Origin of the sequence: uncultured Methanobrevibacter sp., assembly GCF_900316895.1 — an archaeon.
Lineage (GTDB): Archaea > Methanobacteriota > Methanobacteria > Methanobacteriales > Methanobacteriaceae > Methanocatella.
This window is the reverse complement of record NZ_ONER01000046.1, coordinates 1-21199: the sequence shown is the minus strand read 5'-3', so window position 1 is coordinate 21199 and position 21199 is coordinate 1. Positions and strand designations below refer to the sequence as shown.

The 21199-nt window shown below is 37.4% G+C and carries 18 protein-coding genes; 13 read left to right on the top strand and 5 right to left on the bottom strand.

Translation table 11 applies throughout. The features are described from left to right. Positions 1 to 3725 (bottom strand): right-handed parallel beta-helix repeat-containing protein (locus QZN27_RS06185; RefSeq protein ID WP_296785183.1); only part of this gene is annotated, 3725 nt, incomplete at its 3' end. 322 nt (positions 3726 to 4047) lie between these two features. On the opposite strand from QZN27_RS06185, the gene metG reads away from it, so the two are divergent. The 5 genes from metG to QZN27_RS06160 are packed head-to-tail and all read left to right on the top strand — an operon-like array spanning position 4048 to position 9743. Continuing rightward, positions 4048 to 6036, top strand: coding sequence for a methionine--tRNA ligase (metG, locus tag QZN27_RS06180; protein ID WP_296785177.1), 1989 nt, complete (start codon positions 4048 to 4050; stop codon positions 6034 to 6036). Between the two features lie 10 nt (positions 6037 to 6046). After that, entirely contained in the window at positions 6047 to 7624 is a 1578-nt protein-coding gene (locus QZN27_RS06175) for a DUF530 domain-containing protein (protein ID WP_296785172.1), read from the top strand. 4 nt (positions 7625 to 7628) lie between these two features. Next, complete coding sequence (locus tag QZN27_RS06170) at positions 7629 to 8093, top strand: hypothetical protein (RefSeq protein ID WP_296785167.1); 465 nt, start codon at positions 7629 to 7631, stop codon at positions 8091 to 8093. A 37-nt stretch (positions 8094 to 8130) separates the two neighbouring features. Further along, positions 8131 to 9063, top strand: coding sequence for a glycosyltransferase 4 family protein (locus QZN27_RS06165; protein ID WP_296785155.1), 933 nt, complete (start codon positions 8131 to 8133; stop codon positions 9061 to 9063). An 8-nt stretch (positions 9064 to 9071) separates the two neighbouring features. Continuing rightward, the gene (locus QZN27_RS06160) at positions 9072 to 9743 is read left to right on the top strand and encodes a 2,5-diamino-6-(ribosylamino)-4(3H)-pyrimidinone 5'-phosphate reductase (protein ID WP_296785152.1); all 672 of its coding nucleotides are present in this window, start codon (positions 9072 to 9074) and stop codon (positions 9741 to 9743) included. Here QZN27_RS06160 and QZN27_RS06155 read toward each other — a convergent pair. After that, positions 9722 to 10615: a hypothetical protein gene (locus QZN27_RS06155; protein WP_296785150.1), complete on the bottom strand. Its 894-nt coding sequence runs from the start codon at positions 10613 to 10615 to the stop codon at positions 9722 to 9724. The two genes, QZN27_RS06160 and QZN27_RS06155, sit on opposite strands and share 22 nt — an antisense overlap. Positions 10616 to 10647: 32 nt before the next feature. Here QZN27_RS06155 and QZN27_RS06150 point away from each other — a divergent pair, with 32 nt between their 5' ends. From QZN27_RS06150 to QZN27_RS06125, 6 genes are all read left to right on the top strand, one after another. Further along, complete coding sequence (locus tag QZN27_RS06150) at positions 10648 to 11226, top strand: flavin reductase family protein (protein ID WP_296785148.1); 579 nt, start codon at positions 10648 to 10650, stop codon at positions 11224 to 11226. 51 nt (positions 11227 to 11277) lie between these two features. After that, positions 11278 to 11649, top strand: a complete 372-nt coding sequence (locus tag QZN27_RS06145) for a hypothetical protein (RefSeq protein WP_296785145.1) — start codon at positions 11278 to 11280, stop codon at positions 11647 to 11649. Positions 11650 to 11744: 95 nt separating this feature from the next. Beyond that, the gene (locus tag QZN27_RS06140) at positions 11745 to 12194 is read left to right on the top strand and encodes a flavodoxin (RefSeq protein ID WP_296785144.1); all 450 of its coding nucleotides are present in this window, start codon (positions 11745 to 11747) and stop codon (positions 12192 to 12194) included. A gap of 5 nt (positions 12195 to 12199) precedes the next feature. Beyond that, positions 12200 to 12667, top strand: coding sequence for a MarR family winged helix-turn-helix transcriptional regulator (locus QZN27_RS06135; RefSeq protein WP_296785139.1), 468 nt, complete (start codon positions 12200 to 12202; stop codon positions 12665 to 12667). Between the two features lies 1 nt (position 12668). Continuing rightward, positions 12669 to 14060 carry an MATE family efflux transporter gene (locus tag QZN27_RS06130; protein ID WP_296785137.1) on the top strand — a complete coding sequence of 464 codons (1392 nt, stop codon included), beginning with the start codon at positions 12669 to 12671 and terminating at the stop codon, positions 14058 to 14060. Between the two features lie 47 nt (positions 14061 to 14107). Continuing rightward, complete coding sequence (locus QZN27_RS06125) at positions 14108 to 14548, top strand: hypothetical protein (RefSeq protein ID WP_296785136.1); 441 nt, start codon at positions 14108 to 14110, stop codon at positions 14546 to 14548. On the opposite strand, the gene QZN27_RS06120 is transcribed toward QZN27_RS06125, so the two are convergent. Beyond that, positions 14545 to 15567 (bottom strand): tRNA-dihydrouridine synthase, encoded by a 1023-nt coding sequence (locus QZN27_RS06120; protein WP_296785125.1) that lies wholly within the window; start codon positions 15565 to 15567, stop codon positions 14545 to 14547. The two genes, QZN27_RS06125 and QZN27_RS06120, sit on opposite strands and share 4 nt — an antisense overlap. 404 nt (positions 15568 to 15971) lie before the next feature. Between QZN27_RS06120 and QZN27_RS06115 the strand changes: the two genes are divergently transcribed. Beyond that, positions 15972 to 16526, top strand: a complete 555-nt coding sequence (locus QZN27_RS06115; RefSeq protein ID WP_296785116.1) for a manganese efflux pump MntP family protein — start codon at positions 15972 to 15974, stop codon at positions 16524 to 16526. A gap of 913 nt (positions 16527 to 17439) precedes the next feature. Here the strand turns inward: QZN27_RS06115 and QZN27_RS06110 are convergent. Together QZN27_RS06110 and QZN27_RS06105 are read right to left on the bottom strand one after the other, a co-directional pair. Beyond that, entirely contained in the window at positions 17440 to 18360 is a 921-nt protein-coding gene (locus QZN27_RS06110) for a hypothetical protein (protein ID WP_296785103.1), read from the bottom strand. 161 nt (positions 18361 to 18521) lie between these two features. After that, the gene (locus QZN27_RS06105; protein WP_296785096.1) at positions 18522 to 19601 is read right to left on the bottom strand and encodes a tyrosine-type recombinase/integrase; all 1080 of its coding nucleotides are present in this window, start codon (positions 19599 to 19601) and stop codon (positions 18522 to 18524) included. A 758-nt stretch (positions 19602 to 20359) separates the two neighbouring features. On the opposite strand from QZN27_RS06105, the gene QZN27_RS06100 reads away from it, so the two are divergent. After that, the coding region (locus tag QZN27_RS06100; RefSeq protein ID WP_296785065.1) for a transposase at positions 20360 to 21199 on the top strand (840 nt) is incomplete at its 3' end.

The following is a 21199-nucleotide window of genomic DNA, read 5'->3' as shown; positions in this document are numbered from 1 at the left end:
GCTGTCACGGTAATGTCGGTTGCAGCGCTTGGGCCGTTGTTGCTGACTGTGATTGTATATGTGACTGTGTCTGCGTAATGTGGAGTTGAGTTGTCAACGTTTGCGTTAATGATTAAGTCAATTGAAGGAATTGCAATGACAGAGTCGCATTGGGCTTCATTGTTTGATTCGTTAGGATCCACCATGTCGCTTTCGGCTTTTAAGGTGTTTTCAATAGTGCCGTTGCTGATGACTTTAAAGGTCAGGACGATGATGCATGAACTGCCGTTTGCAATGGAATCTATGGTGTAGCCTTCGTCATAATTGATGATTGTTCCATCAAGGGTGGCTCCGATCAGGTTCAATAAGCTGGAATCAAACTCATCGGTGATTGTAACGTTCAGGGCATCGCATGGGCCTCTGTTGGCCACAGTGATAGTGCATGTCAATTCGTCACCAACCTTAAGGGTGTTTCCGTCAAAGGCAATGTTTCCGCTAACATGAATGTCTGAAATTTCAACAGGATTGATTGAAATGTCCATGCTGTTGTCTTCACCATTGCTTTCATCTTCCCTGGATGTAACGCTTACTGTAGCAGTCAATGTCTCTTTGCTGTTTGCTGTAGCATATAATGTCACTGTATTTTCACTGCCGGAAGCAATTCTTGAAATGTTCCAGACTCCGTTTCCCATATAACTTGCATCCGGAGAGCTCACGTTCATGCCGTTAGGAACTGTGAATGAAATGATTGCATCTGTAGCTGCACTTGGACCGTTGTTGCTGACTGTAATAGTGTAGGCAACGGTATCTCCATAATATGGGGTCTGATTGTTGACGGACACGCCAATGCCCAAATCAACTAAAGGTTTGACGATGAGTGTTGCCCCATCGGAGTTTGAGTTATAATTTGTGTTTTCGGCTGTTGCCACGTTCACGGTATAGTTGCCTTCCGCAAGTCCGCTGATGATGATTTTACCTCCGGAAATTGTGACAGTATAGTTTGTGCCTTCCACCAAGGTCTGGCTGCCCCTTTTGATAACGACTGAGCCAACCACTATTCCATCGGTTATGGCGTAATTTAATACTGCATCCTGGCCGTAATAACTTTCTGTTCCTGCAATGTCTATTTCCGGAACTCCCTGATATACATTAAATGATGTTTGGGTGCTGGCAGCCAGATATTGGTTATTCATTTCATAGCTGACAGTAGCAACATAATCGTTGCTTGCATCCAAAATGCCCAGGTTCACCATTTTGCTTGCTTGTCCTCCGCCGTTGTTGATTTCGTCTTGTGAAAATGAAACGCTGTATGTGTTTCCATCAATGACTATGGTGTATGTTCCAGGAGAGCTTGCGGTGACGTTTGCCATAGGGGTTTCTGGATAGTTTGCATTGCTAACTGTAATGCTTAAATTGGTTGGTGTGCGATGAATTTCAAAGCTTCCTTCAGATAATCCCGGCAGGACGTCGTCACCCAAATTGTAAACCCTGTAGCGATATTCTCCATTCGGAAGGCTTGCGTAACTATATGTGGCAGATCCCCAGCTGTCAGCTTGGACGCTAGCATTACTGATCAGTTTATCATTGGTATTGTTGTAGATTTCCACTTTGAGATACGGTTGGGAACTTATGGGAATGGAGAAGCTAGGAGGATAACCCCAGGAATCATATCTGCCATCGGCATAACAGTATACAGTTCCAATACAACTGATATCAGCTATCCATATGGAATTGTCACGATAATTATAATATGCTTTAATTGTAAATTTCAATGAGAGGTCGCTGTTGGAACTGACAGATATTTCAGTGGTATAATCATCATTAAATCTGCAATTGTCGATTAAACAAGTGTAATTTTGTGGGTATCCCATGACATTTGCAATGAAGATGTGACCCTTAGTGGCATGATTGTTGCTGAAATATGAATTTACTATTGTTATATTGAGGTATATGTCTGATTCCATATTATCACGACCCCACAATATGGCACCGCCGTAACTTGTTTGGGCTGTGGCAGTGTTTTTTACAAAATTACAGTTGTCAATAATACCATCGATATTCATTGCAAAGATGGCACCACCATATTGAATGGCTTGATTGTTTGTAAAGTTGGAATCTCTAACTATGGTGTTGTTGCCGGCCAATTGGACAGCTCCTGCGGCATATGCACTATTATTGACAAAAGAGGAATTTTCAATTGCACCGTTTCTAGAGTAATGATATACTGCACCACAAGAACCGCTGGCGCTGTTGTTGATAAAAGTGGAATCAAGCAGTTTACCATCATTTCCACTCAAACGAAGAGCCCCTGCATACCTGGCATGATTGTTTTCAAAATTTGAATTTATCACGGTGAGATTTGTGCCGTCCATGTAAACAGCCCCTCCGCCGTGTACCTCAACTCTGTTATTGGTAAATGAGGAATCTGATAATCTGTTGTTATCTCCCAACAATATAATGGCTCCACCAAATTCACTGGCGCGATTAGCTGTAAAGTCACAATCGGATATGTCGATATTGTTTTTGTTTGCATAAATGGCTCCACCATTTTTACTGGCACGATTGCCGGTAAAGTCACAACCGGATATTTTGATATTGTTTCTGCTTGCCTGAATTGCTGCCGCGTATTTAGCGGAATTACTATTGAAATGGCATCCTTCAATACTTGCTCCCTCTGAAAACAATACAACTGCTCCGCCGCTGCTTTCGGCGATGTTATTCTCAAAAGTAGTGGATAAAATTTTTCCATTTGATGCCTCAATAACAACGGCACCACCAAGTTCACCTGTATTATTTGCAAAATATGAATTTTCAATAATGGAATTATCTCCGCCCAGATAGGCAGCTCCTATCGATCCATCAGTTGCTGAATTGCCGGTGAAATTGCAATTTTTTATTTTAAAATTGTAATTAGCTGCAATGACGGCACCGATTTCCTTGGCGGTGTTGTAGTAGAAATTACAGTTATTAATCTCACAATCATGGTGTTTGCATGCAATTGCGCCACCATATTTGCCGGCGTGATTGTTTATAAAATTACAGTTTTTTATATTTCCATTAGAACCTCCCCAAACAATGGCTCCGCCGTACTCTTCACTGCCTGGAGCATTACCGTTGATGAAAGTAATTCCATCCACTGTTACATGACCATATCCGTCTGTAACTATTAGTATCTGGGACAGGCTCTGTGCATCAAGAGTTGGATTGCCCTCTCCCTTCAGGGTAATGTGGTTACTGATTACGATGGGGGTGCCGTTTCCTACATATGTGCCGGCAGGTATGACAACTTTATCATATTTACTTGCCCTATTGATGGTATTTTGAATGTCCTCGAATGTGTTGCCGCTTACTGTGTATGTATTTGGCGGATCCCCTATATAGACCTCAACTTGTATTTCCCCCGGGTCATTTATAGTAACATATATCTCCGGGGTATCTGGTTCACTTGTAGGAACATAGACACTTATGTCGCCGTCTCCTAGTTTGTCTGAGTCTGATGAACTTTCTAAACTTTCATCTGAATTATTATATTGATGTGAATATCCTAAGGTTGCAGAGGGACTGTCTGCCATTTTTCCCAGTTCATCTTGGTCATCACAAACCCCTGAAATAGCAGGGTCTGAAATGTCTGATGAAGACTCTTGGATGTCCGCATCCGATGAATCCTGGGCTGCAACTGCAGATAAAGAAATTAAGACACATAATATAATCAGAATACTTAACAAAAATTTCTTTTTATCTTGCATCGTCTCACCTTTAAGTTGAATTGAAATGTATAATATAATATATATGATTATAAATATATAAAATAATTTTCAATATTTCAGAGTGAAACCACTAAATAGTTTAGTCAAATTGTCCTTCCATGACTAAAATTGGATGAATTTGAAAAATATGTAAATAAGGTTTAGATTGAAATTTGGAGTTTGATGTTAATGGATTTTTCATGTGTCTTGTTTTTTCGGAATTTTTTGATTATACCCATATAATGGCTTAAAAAGTATTAATTATATTAAATAGGAGTAACATAATTATATCATGTTTAAAATAGATAAGGGGATTAGATAAATGTCAAAGATTTTTATTTCATGCGCACTTCCTTATGCAAACGGACCATGTCATTTGGGCCATATCCGCTCAACATACCTTCCTGCGGATATCTATGCAAGATACAACAGGATGATCGGCAATGATGTGCTGATGGTCTGTGCAACCGATGAACATGGAACTCCAATTGCAGTTAAGGCAGACAAGGAAAAGAAAAAACCGATTGAAATTTCAAAAAGATACCATGATATGATTGTAAAGGACGTCGAGTCAATGAACATATCCCTTGACAACTTTACAAGAACCACAGATGAAGCCCACTACGAACTGGCTCAAAACTTCTTCAAATCATTATATGACAACGGATACATCTACAGGGAAGACATCCAGCAGCTGTACTGTCCGAACTGTAACAAGTTCCTTCCGGACAGATACGTTGAAGGATTATGTCCTGTCTGTGGTTCCGAAGCAAGAGGTGACCACTGTGAGAAATGCGGAAAGGCACTTAATCCGACCGAGCTGGACGAGCCTCACTGCATTACCTGCGGAACCACACCTATAATAAAGGACACCTTCCAGTATGCATTCAAGCTGTCAGAGCTTGAGGATGCTCTTAAGGAATATATCTCAACAAATGACAACCTGCCTGCAAACGTCAAAAACTATGCTACCAACTGGCTTAATGAAGGCCTTACCGACTGGATTCTGACCCGTGACATGGACTGGGGAATACCTGTTCCTCTCGATGAGGCAAAAGGCAAGGTTTTATATGTATGGATTGAGGCATTCCTCGGATACATCTCATCTGCAAGCCAATGGTCAAAGGTATCCGGAAAGAAATGGGAAGAGTACTGGAACGATTATGTTGTCCACTTCATAGGAAAGGACATCATCTACCACCATTCAATATTCTGGCCGGGACTTTTGAAGGCATACGGATGCAAGCTGCCTGACATGATATATGCAGGAGAATTCCTTTCACTTGAAGGAGAAAAGATGTCAACCAGCAAAAACTGGGTAATATGGATAGCTGATTTCGTAAAGGACTATGAGCCTGACTTGCTCAGATACTACCTGACAATAAACGCTCCCCTCAACAGGGATTCAGACTTCTCATGGGATGACTTCCAGAGAAGAAACAACGATGAGCTTGCCGACGTCATCGGAAACTTCCTTCACAGGACATTCGTATTCACCAAAAAGCAGTTCGACAGCAAAATTCCTGAATACGCAGATCCGACAGCTGAAGATGAGGAATTCAGAAATGCAATCGAAGAGCTGCCTGACAGGGCTGGCGCATACATAGCAGACTATGAGTTCAGGGAAGCCCTTCTTGAAATATTCAAGGTGGCCAAAAAGGGTAACAAATACTTCAATGATGCAGAACCATGGAAGGCAATAAAGGAAGATCCTCAAAAGGCGGCAAACTGTTTATACTTATCTAATCAATTGGCTAAAACTTTAGCTTACACCCTAAAACCCTTCCTTCCATCAAAAGCCGATAGGATTGCTGAAATAATGAATTTAGGTTCACTTGACAAATGGGAGGATGCAAAGCTTTCCCTTCCTGCAGGCCATGAAATCAGAAAGGCAAAACCTCTTTTCAAAAAGATTGAAGACAAGGAAATTGAAGCCCAAAAGGCAAAACTTAAAGAAAACTTAAAAGACAGTGAAGATGATAATATGAGTGATTTAGTGACAATAGATCAATTTGATGAATTTGTAATAAAGATAGGCGAAGTAAAAGAAGCGGAAAAGATTGAAAAGTCAGACAAGCTGCTTAAGCTGCAGGTCGACTTGGGTGAGGAAAAGCCTAGACAGATTGTTGCGGGCCTGGCCAAATTCTATGATGCTGAAGATTTGATTGGAAGAAAGGTCTGTGTGGTTGCAAATCTCCAGCCTGCAAAGCTTTTTGGAACCCTATCCGAAGGTATGATTCTGGCCACAGGCGCATCAGGAGCATTGCTCAGTCCGGATGAAAATGCTGAAGTCGGTGAAAGAATTCAATAGATAGATTAAAATGCAAGAGTCTGCTCTAGTAAACAAGGCCGAGACCTTCCTGGAGGAAATTTCAAATGATCCTATTAGCCTTGAGAATATTGAGGATTTTGAAGTTTTCAAGGATCTTTACTTCAAGCTAGACAGCAGACTAGACCATTTGCAGAAACTTAAGGATGACATGGATGTACAGGGGTACACCACCCCTTTTGTATCCGTCAATAGATATGGGACAAAAACCGTATCGGAGGTGGCTGCAGATGAGATAAGGGAAACCAGTCGCCATAACCAGATATTCATAACATCGGCAAATGCCAAAAAGAACATTTTAGACCGTGTAAAGTCAGCAATAGACTCACATAAGATTGCCCTTGGAAACCTTGAGCAGTTCGGATATGTGAAGTGCAATTCATGCTATAAGAAATATGCCATGAATGAGTTTAAGGATATGGACGGTCAGTGCACCTGCAAAAGCACATCCTTTTCATTCAAGGTAAGCAGGGAACTGACACATCGCCTTGAGATAATACCATATCTGCCTCTGTCCGGAAATTATATGGTCCTGATGAATGAACTCTCACAATATTCAAGGGAATCATTCAAGCAGGTTTTAAATATCCTGAAACAGGAAAGGAGGGGTGTCGTCAAGACAATATCTCCTACAATCAAATTCAAGGATGAAAACAACCGTCTGATTCGCAAAACTATCACTTTGGACTCCGAATATATTGACAACTATGAAGAGGAAGTCAGAAAACGCTATGGCGCCAATGTGCGCATAGAGCGCCTGAGGTTTAACAAGACAAAACCTGCAATCATAGATGACCAGAATGCTAGAAAAGCACTGGCACTGGCTTATGTTGGCTATGCCGATGAGATAATCTCTGAAATTAAGGATGACATATTGAAGCGCAATCTGACCGATTTTAAAAGGATTAACAAGTATGATGAAATCCTTGACGAATTTGAAAATCAAAAACCTGATTTCATCGACAAATATGACCAGGATGCGATTGAGGCATGGAGAAAGGCTCAAATCGAAAAGAGATTCAGAAGCCTTAACTATATCGACAGGTACTGCAACATGACAAGGTCTCTTAAAAGGGATATCAAGGTCAGGGAAAACATCTACAGGAATATATTCAAGAACATCGCATACACATTAATCATTTGGGACATATTCAGATATTACTTTACAACCTCAAACAATGCGCGTAAAATCAACTTGGGACCGTTTCCATACATACGCGTTGAGCTGGACCGTGAACAGAGAAGGGTATTCCAGACAACCTACGAAGAGGTCATTGAAATCCTCAAGGAATTTACGGACATCAGAATCATCAATATTCCTAAAATGGATCTGCTTTTATATGAGAAATTCAAGTTTGAAAAGGAAATGCACAATTCAAAATTCAAATTCAACCATGTTGCATTGGGTGCAGCATTAATCAATCAGAATTCAGACATTGACCTTGAAACCATCAGCTATGCATTCAACATCAATGAATCAAGAATCAAAAAGGAAATCAAGCATATCGACCAGATTAAAAATCCGAAAACCGACAAATCCAAAAAGTTCCTGGAATTAATCAAGAAGTGATAATATGGATAAGAAAGTCACATCTATTCATATTACAAAGGCGCTGTCCTCTTCCATGATTGTGGATTTGATTGACGAGTATCCGGACCTTGAAGAGATAACCTGCGCTCCCAGCGTCTATGATAGAACATCACAAACCTATATTGATGCCCTAAAGGAAGTGGGCATTAATGTTAAAAAAAAGTACGAATGGGGTGCTAAGTCTAAAAGCAATGGAATCGAGTTTTATGTGGTGAAGCTTTCAAATGAAGGAATGACTGCAAGGCAGATTTCACAAAAGCTTGACATTTCTCTCAACCGTGTCTATTATCTGCTTAAGAAGGGCAAAGCTAATTTTGATAACAGGAAAAGAAAACATGACCATTCAGAGATAAAACGATTGAAAAGCGAGGGATGGTCTGCAAAGGAAATTGCGGATAAACTGGATATGCCCATAAGAAGTGTCTATTATATCCTAAATAAAAAGTAATCCGTATGATTAATTATTTTAATTAGTAATAAGATATATGCCGAGGATTATTGCCAAACTTGAAGCTGCTGACATTGTCGGAAAAGACATACACAAGTCCTGGAGACCCGTTGTTGCTGAAATGGGAGGATTTGGAATTCTCTTTGGATTTATCATTGGAATGTTTTCCGGAATATATATGCATGACATATTGACATTCCCATTGGTAATTGTTCTTGTTGTAATTCTTCTTGTTGGAATCATAGGAATTGCAGATGATTTGCTTGCCCTATCCTCAAAGGAAAAATTCTTCCTTCTCTTTTTGGCAGGCCTTCCATTGATCTGGGCTGCACCGCCTAATGTAGGTCTGTTGTATCTGATTACCATTCCTATTGCATTGTCCATCGGTGCCAATTTGACAAACATGCTGGCAGGCTTGAACGGTATCGAATCAGGTTTGGGAGTCATTTCAATGGCTTCACTTACAATAGCATGTATAATACTGGGCAAATATGACGTAACAATCATTTCAATGAGTATGCTTGGTGCATTGATTGCATTTCTGTACTTCAACAGATATCCTGCCAAGATCTTTCCGGGAGATACCGGTACACTTATTATTGGGGCAGCCATTGTCTGTATCGCATTCATCGGTCGTGTAAAGCTGATTGCATTCATCATCATGATGCCGAATATCATTGACGCAGCCTTGAAATTCTACTCTGCAGGCGTAATGAACAGACAGCAGCAAAAGCCGACACAGCTAAATGATGAGGGAAAACTTGTACGTCCTGAACAGGGCTTCAAGTCACTTATAAGACTGGTTTTAAGAAGACCGATTGCTGAAAAGGATGCTGTGAAAATAATTTGGGGTATAGGTCTTGTATTTGGAGTTATTGGAATTATCGTTGCCCTGACAATGCCTGGAATGCTTGAAAATAAGACATTGATGAACTTTTTGCATATAAAAGAGATGTTCTATCATATATAGGTGAAATCATGAGGCCTTATGTTATACTGAATGCAGCAATGACATTGGACGGTAAAATCGCAACTGCTACAGGAAGCTCAAACATTTCCGGCAAGAAGGACCTTGAAAGGGTGCATGAAATCAGAAAGGAATGTGACGGCATAATGGTCGGTATAGGAACGGTTCTTGCCGATGACCCTAGGCTTACTGTACATAAGATTGATGCAAAGCCCGAAGACAATCCCGTAAGGGTTGTTGTAGACAGCAAATGCAGAACCCCTGCCGATGCAAGAATTACAAACAATGATGCAAAGACCATTATTGCAGGAGCCAATGAATATAAGGAAGAGTTCATGAAAAGCGAAACCTACAATGAACTGAAAAAGCGCGGAGTGAAGTTCTTCTTTTCAGGCGACAAGCGCGTGGACTTGAAGGCTCTGATGAACTATCTGCATGAGGAAGGCATCGGGAAACTTATGCTTGAGGGTGGAGCCACACTTAATTTTTCCATGATAAAGGCCGGACTGATTGATGAAATCAGCATTTGTGTTGCGCCAATGGTAGTTGGCGGTGCTGATGCAAAGACATTTTTCGATGGCGATGGATTTAATACAATGGATGAATCAGTAAAGTTGGAGTTGATTGATTACTATCCATTAGATAAGGACTTCATTTTAAATTACAGGGTATTGAATGACTGACCGGATATGATCCTGTACCATATGAAATCATCACCGGCATAGATGCTGATAAGTATTGATGTCAGGCTGGTAAGGAAAAATATCAGAAATACGCTTGACGGTGTCAGTACAAAGAACAATATCAGTAAAAGGATTTCTCCAATGATGAATATTTTTAGAGGATAATCTGTTTTTATATAGCTCAACAAGCCCAACAATATCGGTGTTAGTATAATTGCCAATATGTATAGTATTGAATCATAAAGACTTACCAGATTCATGACAGGCAAGCCAAGAAGGTTCATGAATAGATACATCTCAAGCACTGTTAAAAAGAATCCCTGAACGCCTCCGCTGATGGCCTGGGACAACGTATGCTTTTCAAGAAGCACCCTTGACCAGATCAGAACTGGATATATCAAGCCGAAAAGGGCTCCGAAAGGACCCAGCAACAGTATCAATGCTGCGACAGGACCTGACAATCCGGTCGTATGCACGCTTATTTTCCATTTTGTTGTAAATAGCAAAACGACTCCGGTGTTTATAGAATAGCACAGAAGCAGACATGTCAGGAAGTTGTCCAATTTAAAGATATAGCAGATTAGAAATCCGATGAAATATGATACGATTCCCACAATCAAAGGCATGTACCTGTCTGAGCGGTTGGAAATGTCGCTGTCGGTATTCAGCTTCTTTGCCCAAAAAAGAATGATTGCCATAGGCAAAATGGATGCGAACACAAATGAAATGACTTCTAAAACAATGAACTTGCCAAAATCAAATCCGCTCGGTGTAAATGATAATGCTGCACAGATTATCAGAAATAGTGGAATGCAGATGATCGGCGGATTAGTGAATGTTGAAATTGTTTTGGCTACTTTTAGTTTTTCCATATTTATATTATATGATTTTATAATATATAATCATGAAAGTAAATGTTAAAAATCATACCATGATGTATCCGGCTCCGGCGGTTGTTGCAAGCGCATATGATGAGGATGGAAATGCAGATGCATGCACTCTTGCCTTTGCGACAATGTGTTCCCATCACCCTCCGGCGGTCATGATTGCAATCAACTCTACACTTAAAAGGAAAACACTCAAGAGCATCCTGCATTCAGGGGAGTTCTGTCTTGCTTTTGGAAGCGTTGAACAGGTTTGTGAAGTGGATTATCTGGGCATCGAGTCAGGTTATAGGCAAGACAAGCTGTCAAAAATAGGCTTCACCCACGAGAAGGCCAAAAAGGTCAATGCTCCATTGATCAATGAGTTCAAGCTTTCCCTGGAATGCAGGGTAATGCACATTGCAGAGGTGGGCTCCCACACACAGATTACCGGTGAGATTGTCAATGTCCAGGCTGAAGAGGACATTGTGGATGAAAAGGGCAGAATCATTTTCGAAAAGGTCAATCCAATTGCATATGATGACATGACACATTCCTACTTCAGGCTTGGTGAAAAAATCGGCGATGCATTTAAGATGGGTTTGAAATTTAGAAAATAATTTAAATGTAAAAATTAATATATATTAACAATTATATTTGGGGAATTTATTATGAAAATGGAAATCGAATTAACAGACGAACAGGCTCAAAAAGTTGAGATTTTAAAGGAAAATGGCATAGAAGTGGGTGAAGCCATTGAAATGTTCTTTGATATGAGGGATGTCGTATCTGAGTCAGGTGTTCTAATTGTGGAAAAGAAAATTGAGGAAGCCAATAAGGAAAAGGCCGAGCTTGAACAAAAGATTGAAAAAGTCGACAAGGACTTATCATATCTCAATAAGATTAAAGACACTTCTCTTGACATTACTCAGAAAAAGAAAATTGTGGAAAAGGAATATGGAATTAACAAAACCAAAACCTACGATGAAGAGGTTATGGATACCAGGCATAAGGTTAAATGGTCAAACTTTTTCAAACACTAATTTCCATTTCTTTTTTTTATTCATTTTTTAATTGTTGCAATGTCAATAGTTGTCAATGCAACAGTTTATATAGTAGAAGATATTAATAATATGTTATGAAATCATTAGTCGTATATTATTCAAGAACAAATACAACAAAAAAGCTTGCAGAATCTATCGCAAGTAACGTTAACGCAGATATTGAAGAAATCATTCCAAAAGTGAACTATCAGGGAAAAATGGGATATGCACGCGGAGGAAAACATGCGATATCCGAAAAGATCATCGACCTTGAAGAGCAGAAATTCAATCCTGCAGACTATGATATGGTATATATCGGAGCGCCGGTCTGGGCAGGAAAGGTGGCAACACCTACCCTTTCATATTTAAAGCATAATGAGGGAAAACTCAATAACGTAAAGTTCTTCATGACCGCAGCAACCAGTGATTTCGACAAGTCATTCAAGCAGGTCGAAAAGTACTCAGTAAAGCCAATCAAGACATTAGGACTGACCACAAAGCAGGTCAAAAAGGACGACTTTAACTTGGATTCATTTTTAGAGTAGATCATATGTCTCTAAAAGAATTTCAAAACATTGACTGTTCATCAATTCCAATCAGCAATCTGATTGCAATAATCGCAAGGGGTCACTCAATCTATATGAATCACAGATTGGGCGATTTGGGAATCAATGAAACCCAATTGCATCTTCTCTTTGAAATATCCCATCATGAAAACCTCAACCAGGAAAAGATTGCATCTAGATGCAATATAAACAAGGGAGCCGTTGCAAGGTCCATCAAAAAATTGGAGGACAACGGTTTTGTCATAAGAACCATTGATGAAAACAATCGAAGACAGAATAAGGTTTCACTATCACCAAAAGGTAGAACAACCTTATCAGAGGCAATCAAAGTCCTTAAGGATTGGGAAGATGAAGTCATAAAGGAAAAAGGTTATGTTGACAAGGAATTATTGCAATTGGTTTTAAAGGAAATTGCTATTAAGACAATGGAGTTAAACGAAAAAGAGGATTAAAATGGCAAAAGAAAAAAGCAAAAATATTGAAATGATTACAGGAGACCCTAAAAAGGCTATTATTAAATTGGCTCTGCCTATGATGCTTTCCATGCTGCTTATCATGCTTTATAATATTGCAGACAGTATTTGGGTAGCAGGACTCGGTGCAGATGCATTGGCGGCAATCGGTTTCATCACACCGCTGTTTATGGTATTGGTAGGACTGGGAAACGGTATAGGTGCAGGTGCAAACTCCTTGATTGCAAGGTATATCGGAGCTAAAAACTACAAGCAGGCAAACAATGCAGCATTGCATGCTATCGTATTGTCAGTGATAGTGTCCGTGATATTTACCGTGCTCATTGAAGTGTTCATGGTGCCCATCCTTCAGTTCATGGGTGCAGGAAACACAATCCAATATGCATTGGACTACAGCTACATCATCTTCGGATTCCTCTTCATATTCGTATATTCAGGTGTGGCTTCAGCAATCTTCAGGTCAGAAGGAGACATGAGAAGGGCTACAATAGCTATTGCGGTAACAGCAATATTGAACATCATTCTGGATCCTGTCTTTATTTATATCCTTAACTTCGGCATAGCAGGTGCTGCATGGGCAACAGTCATATCAGCATCAATGTCATGTGTAGTGATGAGCTATTGGATTTGGGGTAAAAGGGACCTCTACCTTGACTTGTCATTCAAAAACTTCGATTATCAGTCATATATAATGTTGGATACACTTCAGGTTGCAATTCCTTCAACTTTGGAAAACATCGTATTTTCAGCTTTGGCAATTATCATCAACTCAATGCTTGTAATGGCTGACGGAACAACAGCCGTAGCTGTATATACCGCATCAATGAGAATTGTACAATTGTCCATGATTCCTTTGATAGGTATCGGAACAGCGGTACTTACTGTAGCGGGCGTAGCATATGGTGCACACAATTACAAAAACCTGCAGACCGCTCATTCATATTCCATTAAAATCGGTTTTGTAGTATCAATCGCTTTGGGCATTCTAATATACATATTCTCACCTCAAATCGCAGCGATGTTTGCATACACCTCAGCAAGCTCAAGCCTTGCCCCTCAAATTGCAAGGGCAATATCAGTATTGACACTGTTCGTTGTTGCAATACCTCATGGTATAATGTCATCCATGATGTTTCAGGGTGTCGGTAAAGGAATCTACTCCCTTTTGATTACTCTTCTGAGATCACTGATTCTTGAGAGTGTATTTGCATATATATTCTGCTTTATCTTCGGATGGGGCGTGGTTGGAATATATGCAGGTGTAATTACAGGCTGTTTTGTCGGAGGAACAGTGGGATACCTATGGGCAAAGCTGTTCATCAGGGAATTCAAGAAAATTGCAATCAGAAAATATACACCACAGGAAGACTAGTTATCCAATAACTAGTTTTTTATACTTTTTTTTACTAATATCTAAACATGGAATTCATAGTCAACAACAGGAAATATTCTATCCTTAACCATGAGCTGTATATCAATTATCTGATGGTGAACGAATATTTCAGGGAGCATTCCAAATATGACTATGACATTCATTTTGATTTTTTAAATCCTCTTTTAAGCAAGGATAAAATTGATTTTGACGATATCCTGGAAGGCACAAAAGATTTGGAGGAACTTATAGAAAAAGAGGAGATTAACTTCATCCCTCCGGGACTTAGAATTGATGAGCACTTGAATGAGAACTTCAAAATCAGCTATCAGGATTTGGAATTTGTGAATGTGAATGTCGGTGAGGCAATTCCGTTATTGATAGCCCTCACAACACTCCTTAATCACAAGCCTATAGTTTCGCTTTATCAGATAGAAGAGGAACTGAATCACTTTCTGGACAAGTTCAGGACATACCGCAATGACTAGGGCCTGATTTTGCATGGCCTGATATGGCATGTGCTTGTCTTTTTCCAGTAGCAGTTGTTGCATGTCTTGCAGAAGCTTTCGCCATTTCCTTCAATCTGCCAGTCCACAAGAAAACTTGGATCCTGGACAAACGGCCTCTGCATGGATATGTAATCAATGTCTGTAGCGTTTAGTATATCATTTATCTGGTTTTGGCTGGTTGCCCCTCCCCCAAGGATGACCGGAATGTCAACCCTTTTGATTATTTCCTGAGTTGCATCAATCAATGGGTTTTTATCCCTGTTTTCACGTGTGAAAAACTGTGGGGAACGTGGACGGGTAATCTGAAGGCTGTCTGCACCATGCTTTTCAAGCAATTGACATACATTGATGGTTTCATCCAGGGTCATTCCGTTGGTGGTGCCGTCAAATGCATTCAGACGGCAGTTTACATGAAGCTTTGTTGTTTTCTTTATGACCTTGATAATTTCCAGAACTATTCTCAGGCGGTTTAGGGTGCTTCCGCCGTACTTGTCTTCACGGCTGTTGAAAGTGGGGTTGATGAATCTTGCTAAAAAATAGTAGTTTCCAAGACCCAGTTGGATTCCGTCATATCCGCCGTAATCGAACTTTTGAGCAGCCATAATCATGTCAGCCTGAATCTTTCGCATATCATCAATGCTTACATCCTCAATCTTGATGTTCTGTTCTGTTTTCTTGTTGAACTGCACCATACCAAGCTGAGCAAAAATCGGAACATCATAAAGATGAACAAGGTCAGTCAGGTCACGGGCTTCACGCACAAAACGGGAGTAATTCACGGTATTTGAATACTTTGAAAATACATCCCTTGGATAAAGTGAGAATAACTCACTGATAATCAAGCCAACACCGCTTGCAGCTATATTTTCATATCTGTTATATATTTCAGGAGTCATGTTTCCTGATTTTTCCCGTTGGGATTCCCAAAGTCCTGTTCTGACGATTCTACTGTTGAGTGTCAAATCCCCGAATTTGCATACATCAAATAAGTCTTTCATGTTTATTGTTTTAATTTAAATTATATAAATAATTAACAAAATCCGATTTATAAAAATTATAATTGGGTCTAATATTGTTTTTGAAACATTTTGATTTTAGTCTTAGATTTTAAAGGATTGTCCATTTGCAATACATGATTTTTATGAAAGTCATATGACTGAATTAAATAAGATGCTTTCAAACCTATTGTCTGAGTTCATAATATTGCCTTGACTATATAAAATTGTAAGGATTTAAAACTGCTTATTTTAAATATGGAGTATGCACAATAATTTAATTGGGAAATAACTTAACTGATATTTCCTGCAACCGATCGTGCGAAAGAGTAGGTGGGATTTTATCCCACCTATTCTCCTCCATTAAGAAATAATTATATATAAAATAATCTACAAATCATTAGTCAATGTCTTTCAATCTGATTTCTACATTTCTAGTTGCTGTTGCCCTTGCAATGGATGCATTCAGCGTATCTATGACCAAGGGATTTACGCAAAAGCAATTGACAAATTCACAGATTGTATATTATGGACTGTTTTTTGGCGGATTTCAGGCATTGATGCCTATTTTAGGATTTTTCTGCGGCAACGTGATTGCAAGCATTGTGGAATCACTTGCACCTATAATAGGATTCATACTTCTTCTTGCCATCGGATTGAACATGATTCGTGAAAGCCTCACAGGAGATGATGAGGAAATAACAGATCATTTCTCATTCAGGGAAGTCACTCTTCTTGCAATAGCGACAAGCATTGATGCATTTGCAGTTGGAATAACAATTGCACTTTTAAAAGATCCTATATTGATATCCTCTGCAATCATTGGTATTGTGGCATTCGCCTTCAGCATTGCAGGCATATTCATAGGAAAGAAACTTGGAAACTATGTTGGGGACAAATTCCAAATCATTGGTGGTGTCATTCTCATTCTGATTGGAATAAAGATACTGTTGGGATTTTGAGCTTATTTTTCATCATTAATTGAAATTAACTTCAGCATTCTCATTTCACATCTGACTTTTTTTAAAACAAAAAACCCCTAAAACATTATTTATTTTTTAATCTTAGCAGGTGCCAAATTTCTAGAATCTTTCTGGGAACCTTACACAGCAATAAAAAAGTGGAAAATGATTTGAAAGATATTGTAAAAGCATGATTTCTGTCAGGCATGCTGTTCGAAATTAACTTTTTTAATGAAATTACCAAATATCAACTGAGACATATAGATGGCGCTATAATTATTTGCATGTTTTGAAAAATGAAGATCTTTGTACCAAAGCTGAATTTTAAAAAAATTAATAAATTTTATAAAATTTAATAAATTTCATTATCAAAAAGGGATTAGAGAATCTTATATATTCAAATTTATTATAATACTTTGTAATTTTATATGTTTGATTTAATTATTCTTTTGATTATTTTATAAATCAATAATTGTGTTCTATTTTTAAAATAAAGTGATATTTTGGATTATTTTTACTAAAATTCTTGTTAGTGTAATATTACCATAGTCGGAATAGTATTTCCGTATATTATCCTTAAATATATACTAATAGTGGAATATATAAAAATAGTTATAGTAGGTATTTATCTATATTATCTATAAATAGTAGTAATATATAATTACCTATTATACGGAAAGTAGTATTATAGGTATTTTCCATATTTCATTATTTCCATATATACAGAAAATATATAAATATATATTATCCATATTTACAGAAAGTAGTAGTTATACTTATTTTACCACTACTACTCAAGTAATATTGAGAAAATGACATAAATCAATAGCTCCATATATATCAAGTTATTGAAATATGATATTTTCTTCAAATTTTGTTATTTTTTAATAAATTTCATGAAATTTAATAAATTTCAGCGCCGAATATTGCGTTTAACAGATCTCACTAATTTCAATACTATGAAGAATAATATTCCGACGAAAACAACAAATCCTACAATGAGCAACAATATTAATAAATTCTCAAAATTGGAGTTTTGATGTTCATAGGTAACAGATCCAATCTGCTCATAATTAGGACCTAAAGGAAGCTTAGAACCTTCATATTTTGTATTATTGAATAAAACATCGTCATAGCTGTCTTTAGTATCAGAATCTGCACGTGATCCGTCATCATTTGAAAGGAAGATATCAGTAGTATTTCCGTTTTCATTAATATGGAAATCATAAACAAAGACATCACGTCTGTTAAGACCATATAAATCAGATTGAGCCAATTCAACCATTGTTCTGATTTTATCACTTGAATTTAAAGTAACATTGCCTTTTCTGGAAAACTCATACTTGTTTGGCATGGAAATATACTCTCCAGGATTGAGCTTTCCTGTTTTTATCTTCTCGTCAGTGGCAAAACCATAATTTCCATTAGGTGCCTTGATAATGATATGTCCTTTCTTGTATGGCTTTTTGATATCCTGAATTTGCTGCAAAGCGTATTGTGATATGCTATTGTCGTCTGAAATCATTTCAGAGGCAATTTTTTCACATCTTTCATTATCTTCACCGTCATCTATGCCGCCTAATCCTACTATCCAACCATCGTTAGTTACAATAACATGGTTAAAATAGCCGTTCTCGGTTTTATACTGTTTGATAGCAGGATGACCATGCCAGTCAACCTGTTCAATGTAAATATCTGCAGTCAGATTCGCATCACGCCTGTAAGACATGATTGTGTCATTTCCATCAAGTTGTAAAACAACTGAACAACAGCCTGATTCATCAGTTTCATTTAAAATAAGGGGCAATGCATCGGTATTTTGTGGATTATTCATAGAATAAATTCCACATATTGAAATAAAAATAATGAAAATACTCAATACAAAAATTTTTTTCTTTAAATTCATAGATATCATTAATCAAATTGTTTCAATAATATATTAGATTAATGTAGTATTTAAATTCGATTAATTCAGTATTGAGTGTAAAAAATTTTTTATAGGAATCTATTGGAATTTACCTTTAGTTTATGTTTCATTTGTTCACGGTCAATGTGAATATATTTGTCTGTTGTTTGGGAGTTGGAATGGCCTGCAATTGACTGTACCTCTGCAACGGTAAGTATTTCGGCATAATGGGACAACGCTGTGTGTCTTAGAATGTGAACACTGACATTTTTGGTGTAGTTTATCGGACAGTCAAATCCTTGGGTGCTGATTCTCTCATCACATTCACGGGCATACTTTTTGATGATGTCCTGAACTGCACGTTTTCCTATACGTTTCCCTTTGATATTAGTAAAGAGTTCTTCACGTACCCTTTCTTCATCAGCCTTTTTTCGCTGAATAATAGGCCTATATACTCCATTTGTATTTTTCCTAAGTTTTGTGGTACGTTCCCTCATCATTTCATTCAAACTTTCAAGAGTATCATAGGTTATGAATGTAGTACGGTCCTTCAGCTCACCTTTGGTTGTTTCTGCACGCAAATAAACATCAATGAATTCGCTGGTGTCTTCAGGCATTATGTAAAATCCGTCATCGTTTAAGGGAACCTGAATATCAGTTTTGTTTAAGAGGACCAGTTCCTTTAGCCTCATTCCGGAATCAATAAATGTCCTGCAAATCGCGTAATCTCTAATGTTACCGCTTTGTTTGATAGTATCTAAAAAGAAATTGGATTGCTGCCATGTTAGAGAGATTTTTTCAATTCTTTTTTTAGCTGTTTCAGGATCTTCTGCCTTTACTTCAATGATATCCTTCATTTTGATGGTTTCATGCTGGATTTCTTCCTGAACATCCTCTGAGTTGATGAATTCCAGAATGTTCATCATATAGGTTTTTACAGTGGTCCTTTTGTTTCCTCTCTGCTTCAGGCAGTGTCTACGGTAATGTCTTAATTGTTTTTTGACATTTTTATCATTTAATTCGTCTATTCCGTTTGATTCCAAATATTCTATGAATTTGGATATGTTGAATGTTTGTTTTTCGATTGTTTCCTTAGTTAAGTTTTTTACCTCTTGCTTTTCTTCCAAGTATTCATCTAGGTAGTCGTTTAGCTCATTGACTTCGATCATAAGCTTTTTGCCTCCTAAATTTCTTTACTCAAACCCTTGTTATACTATTTATTTTTTTAGTATATAAAGACTTCGTATCTTTTCATTATTTACGTATATTATTACATAAAATATACGTTTTCTTTATATATAAAATTCGGACAATTTGGGAGTTTCAGGAGAAATGTTGAAAGTGAGGTAATACATATACATCGAGTGGTTGAAAAATGGTGATTTCTTCAAATTTTGATTTTGTAATAAAAAAGTATATGAAAAGTATTAATCTAATTTTTTGAAAATTCAAAAACGAAAATTTCAAAAAATATGTGAAACTAAAAAACAAAACGAAAAACAATAATACATTTATAAATTTTATCTAAATGATGCAAGAATACCATGACCTCTTCAAGGTCATGGATGAATTGCACTATTGGGTGTACTATCTTTTTTAATTAATTTTTTGCGTTTATTTTTTATTTGTGTTTTTTGGTGGATTTTTTAGGTCATGAATTTTTATTCAGTATACTTTTTTTTATGGATTTTTAATAATTGCTTTGATTATGAAAAATTGTTTTGGGTTTGAAAAATTGCTCTGAGTTCGTTATTCGATTACTTTTCAAATGCTCTCTCTCATTTTTTATATAGGGGTAATTATAAATGATATATTATTCAATTAAATGTGATTTTAATTGTTGTTTTAAAAAAGAGTAGATGTTTTCCATTTTTTTTAGATAATGAAATAAAAATATTATATATATTGGACTGGAGGAATGAGATTTATGGGCGAATATATTCGAGGTGTGGTTGTTAAGCTTCATTTAACCCCCGAACAAGAAGTCATGTTTAAACAAAACTATGGTTGCACTCGTAAAACCCATAATGAACTTTTAAATAAATATAAAGCCAAATATGGTGATTCTAATAATGAACTTTTAAATAAATATAAAGCCAAATATGGTGATTCTAATAAAATTCCAACTAAAAATGAGTTAAATCAATTTTTAAACGAATCTAAAAAAGAATTGCCTTACTTGGAGGAAACAGAGTCCACCAGTCTTCAACAGGCACGTGATGATTTGCATAAAGCTTTTAAAAACAATTTTAAAAGCAAAAGGCATAATACTCCAAAATTTCACTCTAAAAAGAAAACACGACCTAGCTTCAGACAAACCATCCGAAAAGACAAAAGGCCGGTAGAAAACAACACACTAACTTTAAGAAAACACGGAAAAGTAACCTTCAGCACAAGCATAGAATACCTGGATTTATTAAACAGTCCCAACACAAAATTCAACAACATTACAGTATATTATGATGGTTTAAACCACTATGCAGCATTCAACATTGAAACTGATGTACCAGAACAACTGCCATTAACAGAAGAATACATTGGATGTGATATCAATTCCAACAAAAATGGATGGCTAGTCACAAGTGAAAGACAAAAAGAATTCTTTGATGTTGATCATGACAACCAAATGATCAAACACGTCAATAAATTAATGTCTAAATGCAGGAAAGGAAGCAGGCGATGGAAAAAACTAGAAAAAAGACTACAAAAATGGTACAACAAAAGAACAAACCAATTAAATGACTACATTGAAAAACTAACCTACAAC

Bases quoted from the DNA above. Each gene is read 5' to 3' on its own strand.
- metG (WP_296785177.1), top strand. From the start codon at position 4,048: ATGTCAAAGATTTTTATTTCATGCGCACTTCCTTATGCAAACGGACCA.
- QZN27_RS06175 (WP_296785172.1), top strand. From the start codon at position 6,047: ATGCAAGAGTCTGCTCTAGTAAACAAGGCCGAGACCTTCCTGGAGGAA.
- QZN27_RS06170 (WP_296785167.1), top strand. From the start codon at position 7,629: ATGGATAAGAAAGTCACATCTATTCATATTACAAAGGCGCTGTCCTCT.
- QZN27_RS06165 (WP_296785155.1), top strand. From the start codon at position 8,131: ATGCCGAGGATTATTGCCAAACTTGAAGCTGCTGACATTGTCGGAAAA.
- QZN27_RS06160 (WP_296785152.1), top strand. From the start codon at position 9,072: ATGAGGCCTTATGTTATACTGAATGCAGCAATGACATTGGACGGTAAA.
- QZN27_RS06155 (WP_296785150.1), bottom strand. From the start codon at position 10,615: ATGGAAAAACTAAAAGTAGCCAAAACAATTTCAACATTCACTAATCCG.
- QZN27_RS06150 (WP_296785148.1), top strand. From the start codon at position 10,648: ATGAAAGTAAATGTTAAAAATCATACCATGATGTATCCGGCTCCGGCG.
- QZN27_RS06145 (WP_296785145.1), top strand. From the start codon at position 11,278: ATGAAAATGGAAATCGAATTAACAGACGAACAGGCTCAAAAAGTTGAG.
- QZN27_RS06140 (WP_296785144.1), top strand. From the start codon at position 11,745: ATGAAATCATTAGTCGTATATTATTCAAGAACAAATACAACAAAAAAG.
- QZN27_RS06135 (WP_296785139.1), top strand. From the start codon at position 12,200: ATGTCTCTAAAAGAATTTCAAAACATTGACTGTTCATCAATTCCAATC.
- QZN27_RS06130 (WP_296785137.1), top strand. From the start codon at position 12,669: ATGGCAAAAGAAAAAAGCAAAAATATTGAAATGATTACAGGAGACCCT.
- QZN27_RS06125 (WP_296785136.1), top strand. From the start codon at position 14,108: ATGGAATTCATAGTCAACAACAGGAAATATTCTATCCTTAACCATGAG.
- QZN27_RS06120 (WP_296785125.1), bottom strand. From the start codon at position 15,567: ATGAAAGACTTATTTGATGTATGCAAATTCGGGGATTTGACACTCAAC.
- QZN27_RS06115 (WP_296785116.1), top strand. From the start codon at position 15,972: ATGTCTTTCAATCTGATTTCTACATTTCTAGTTGCTGTTGCCCTTGCA.
- QZN27_RS06110 (WP_296785103.1), bottom strand. From the start codon at position 18,360: ATGAATAATCCACAAAATACCGATGCATTGCCCCTTATTTTAAATGAA.
- QZN27_RS06105 (WP_296785096.1), bottom strand. From the start codon at position 19,601: ATGATCGAAGTCAATGAGCTAAACGACTACCTAGATGAATACTTGGAA.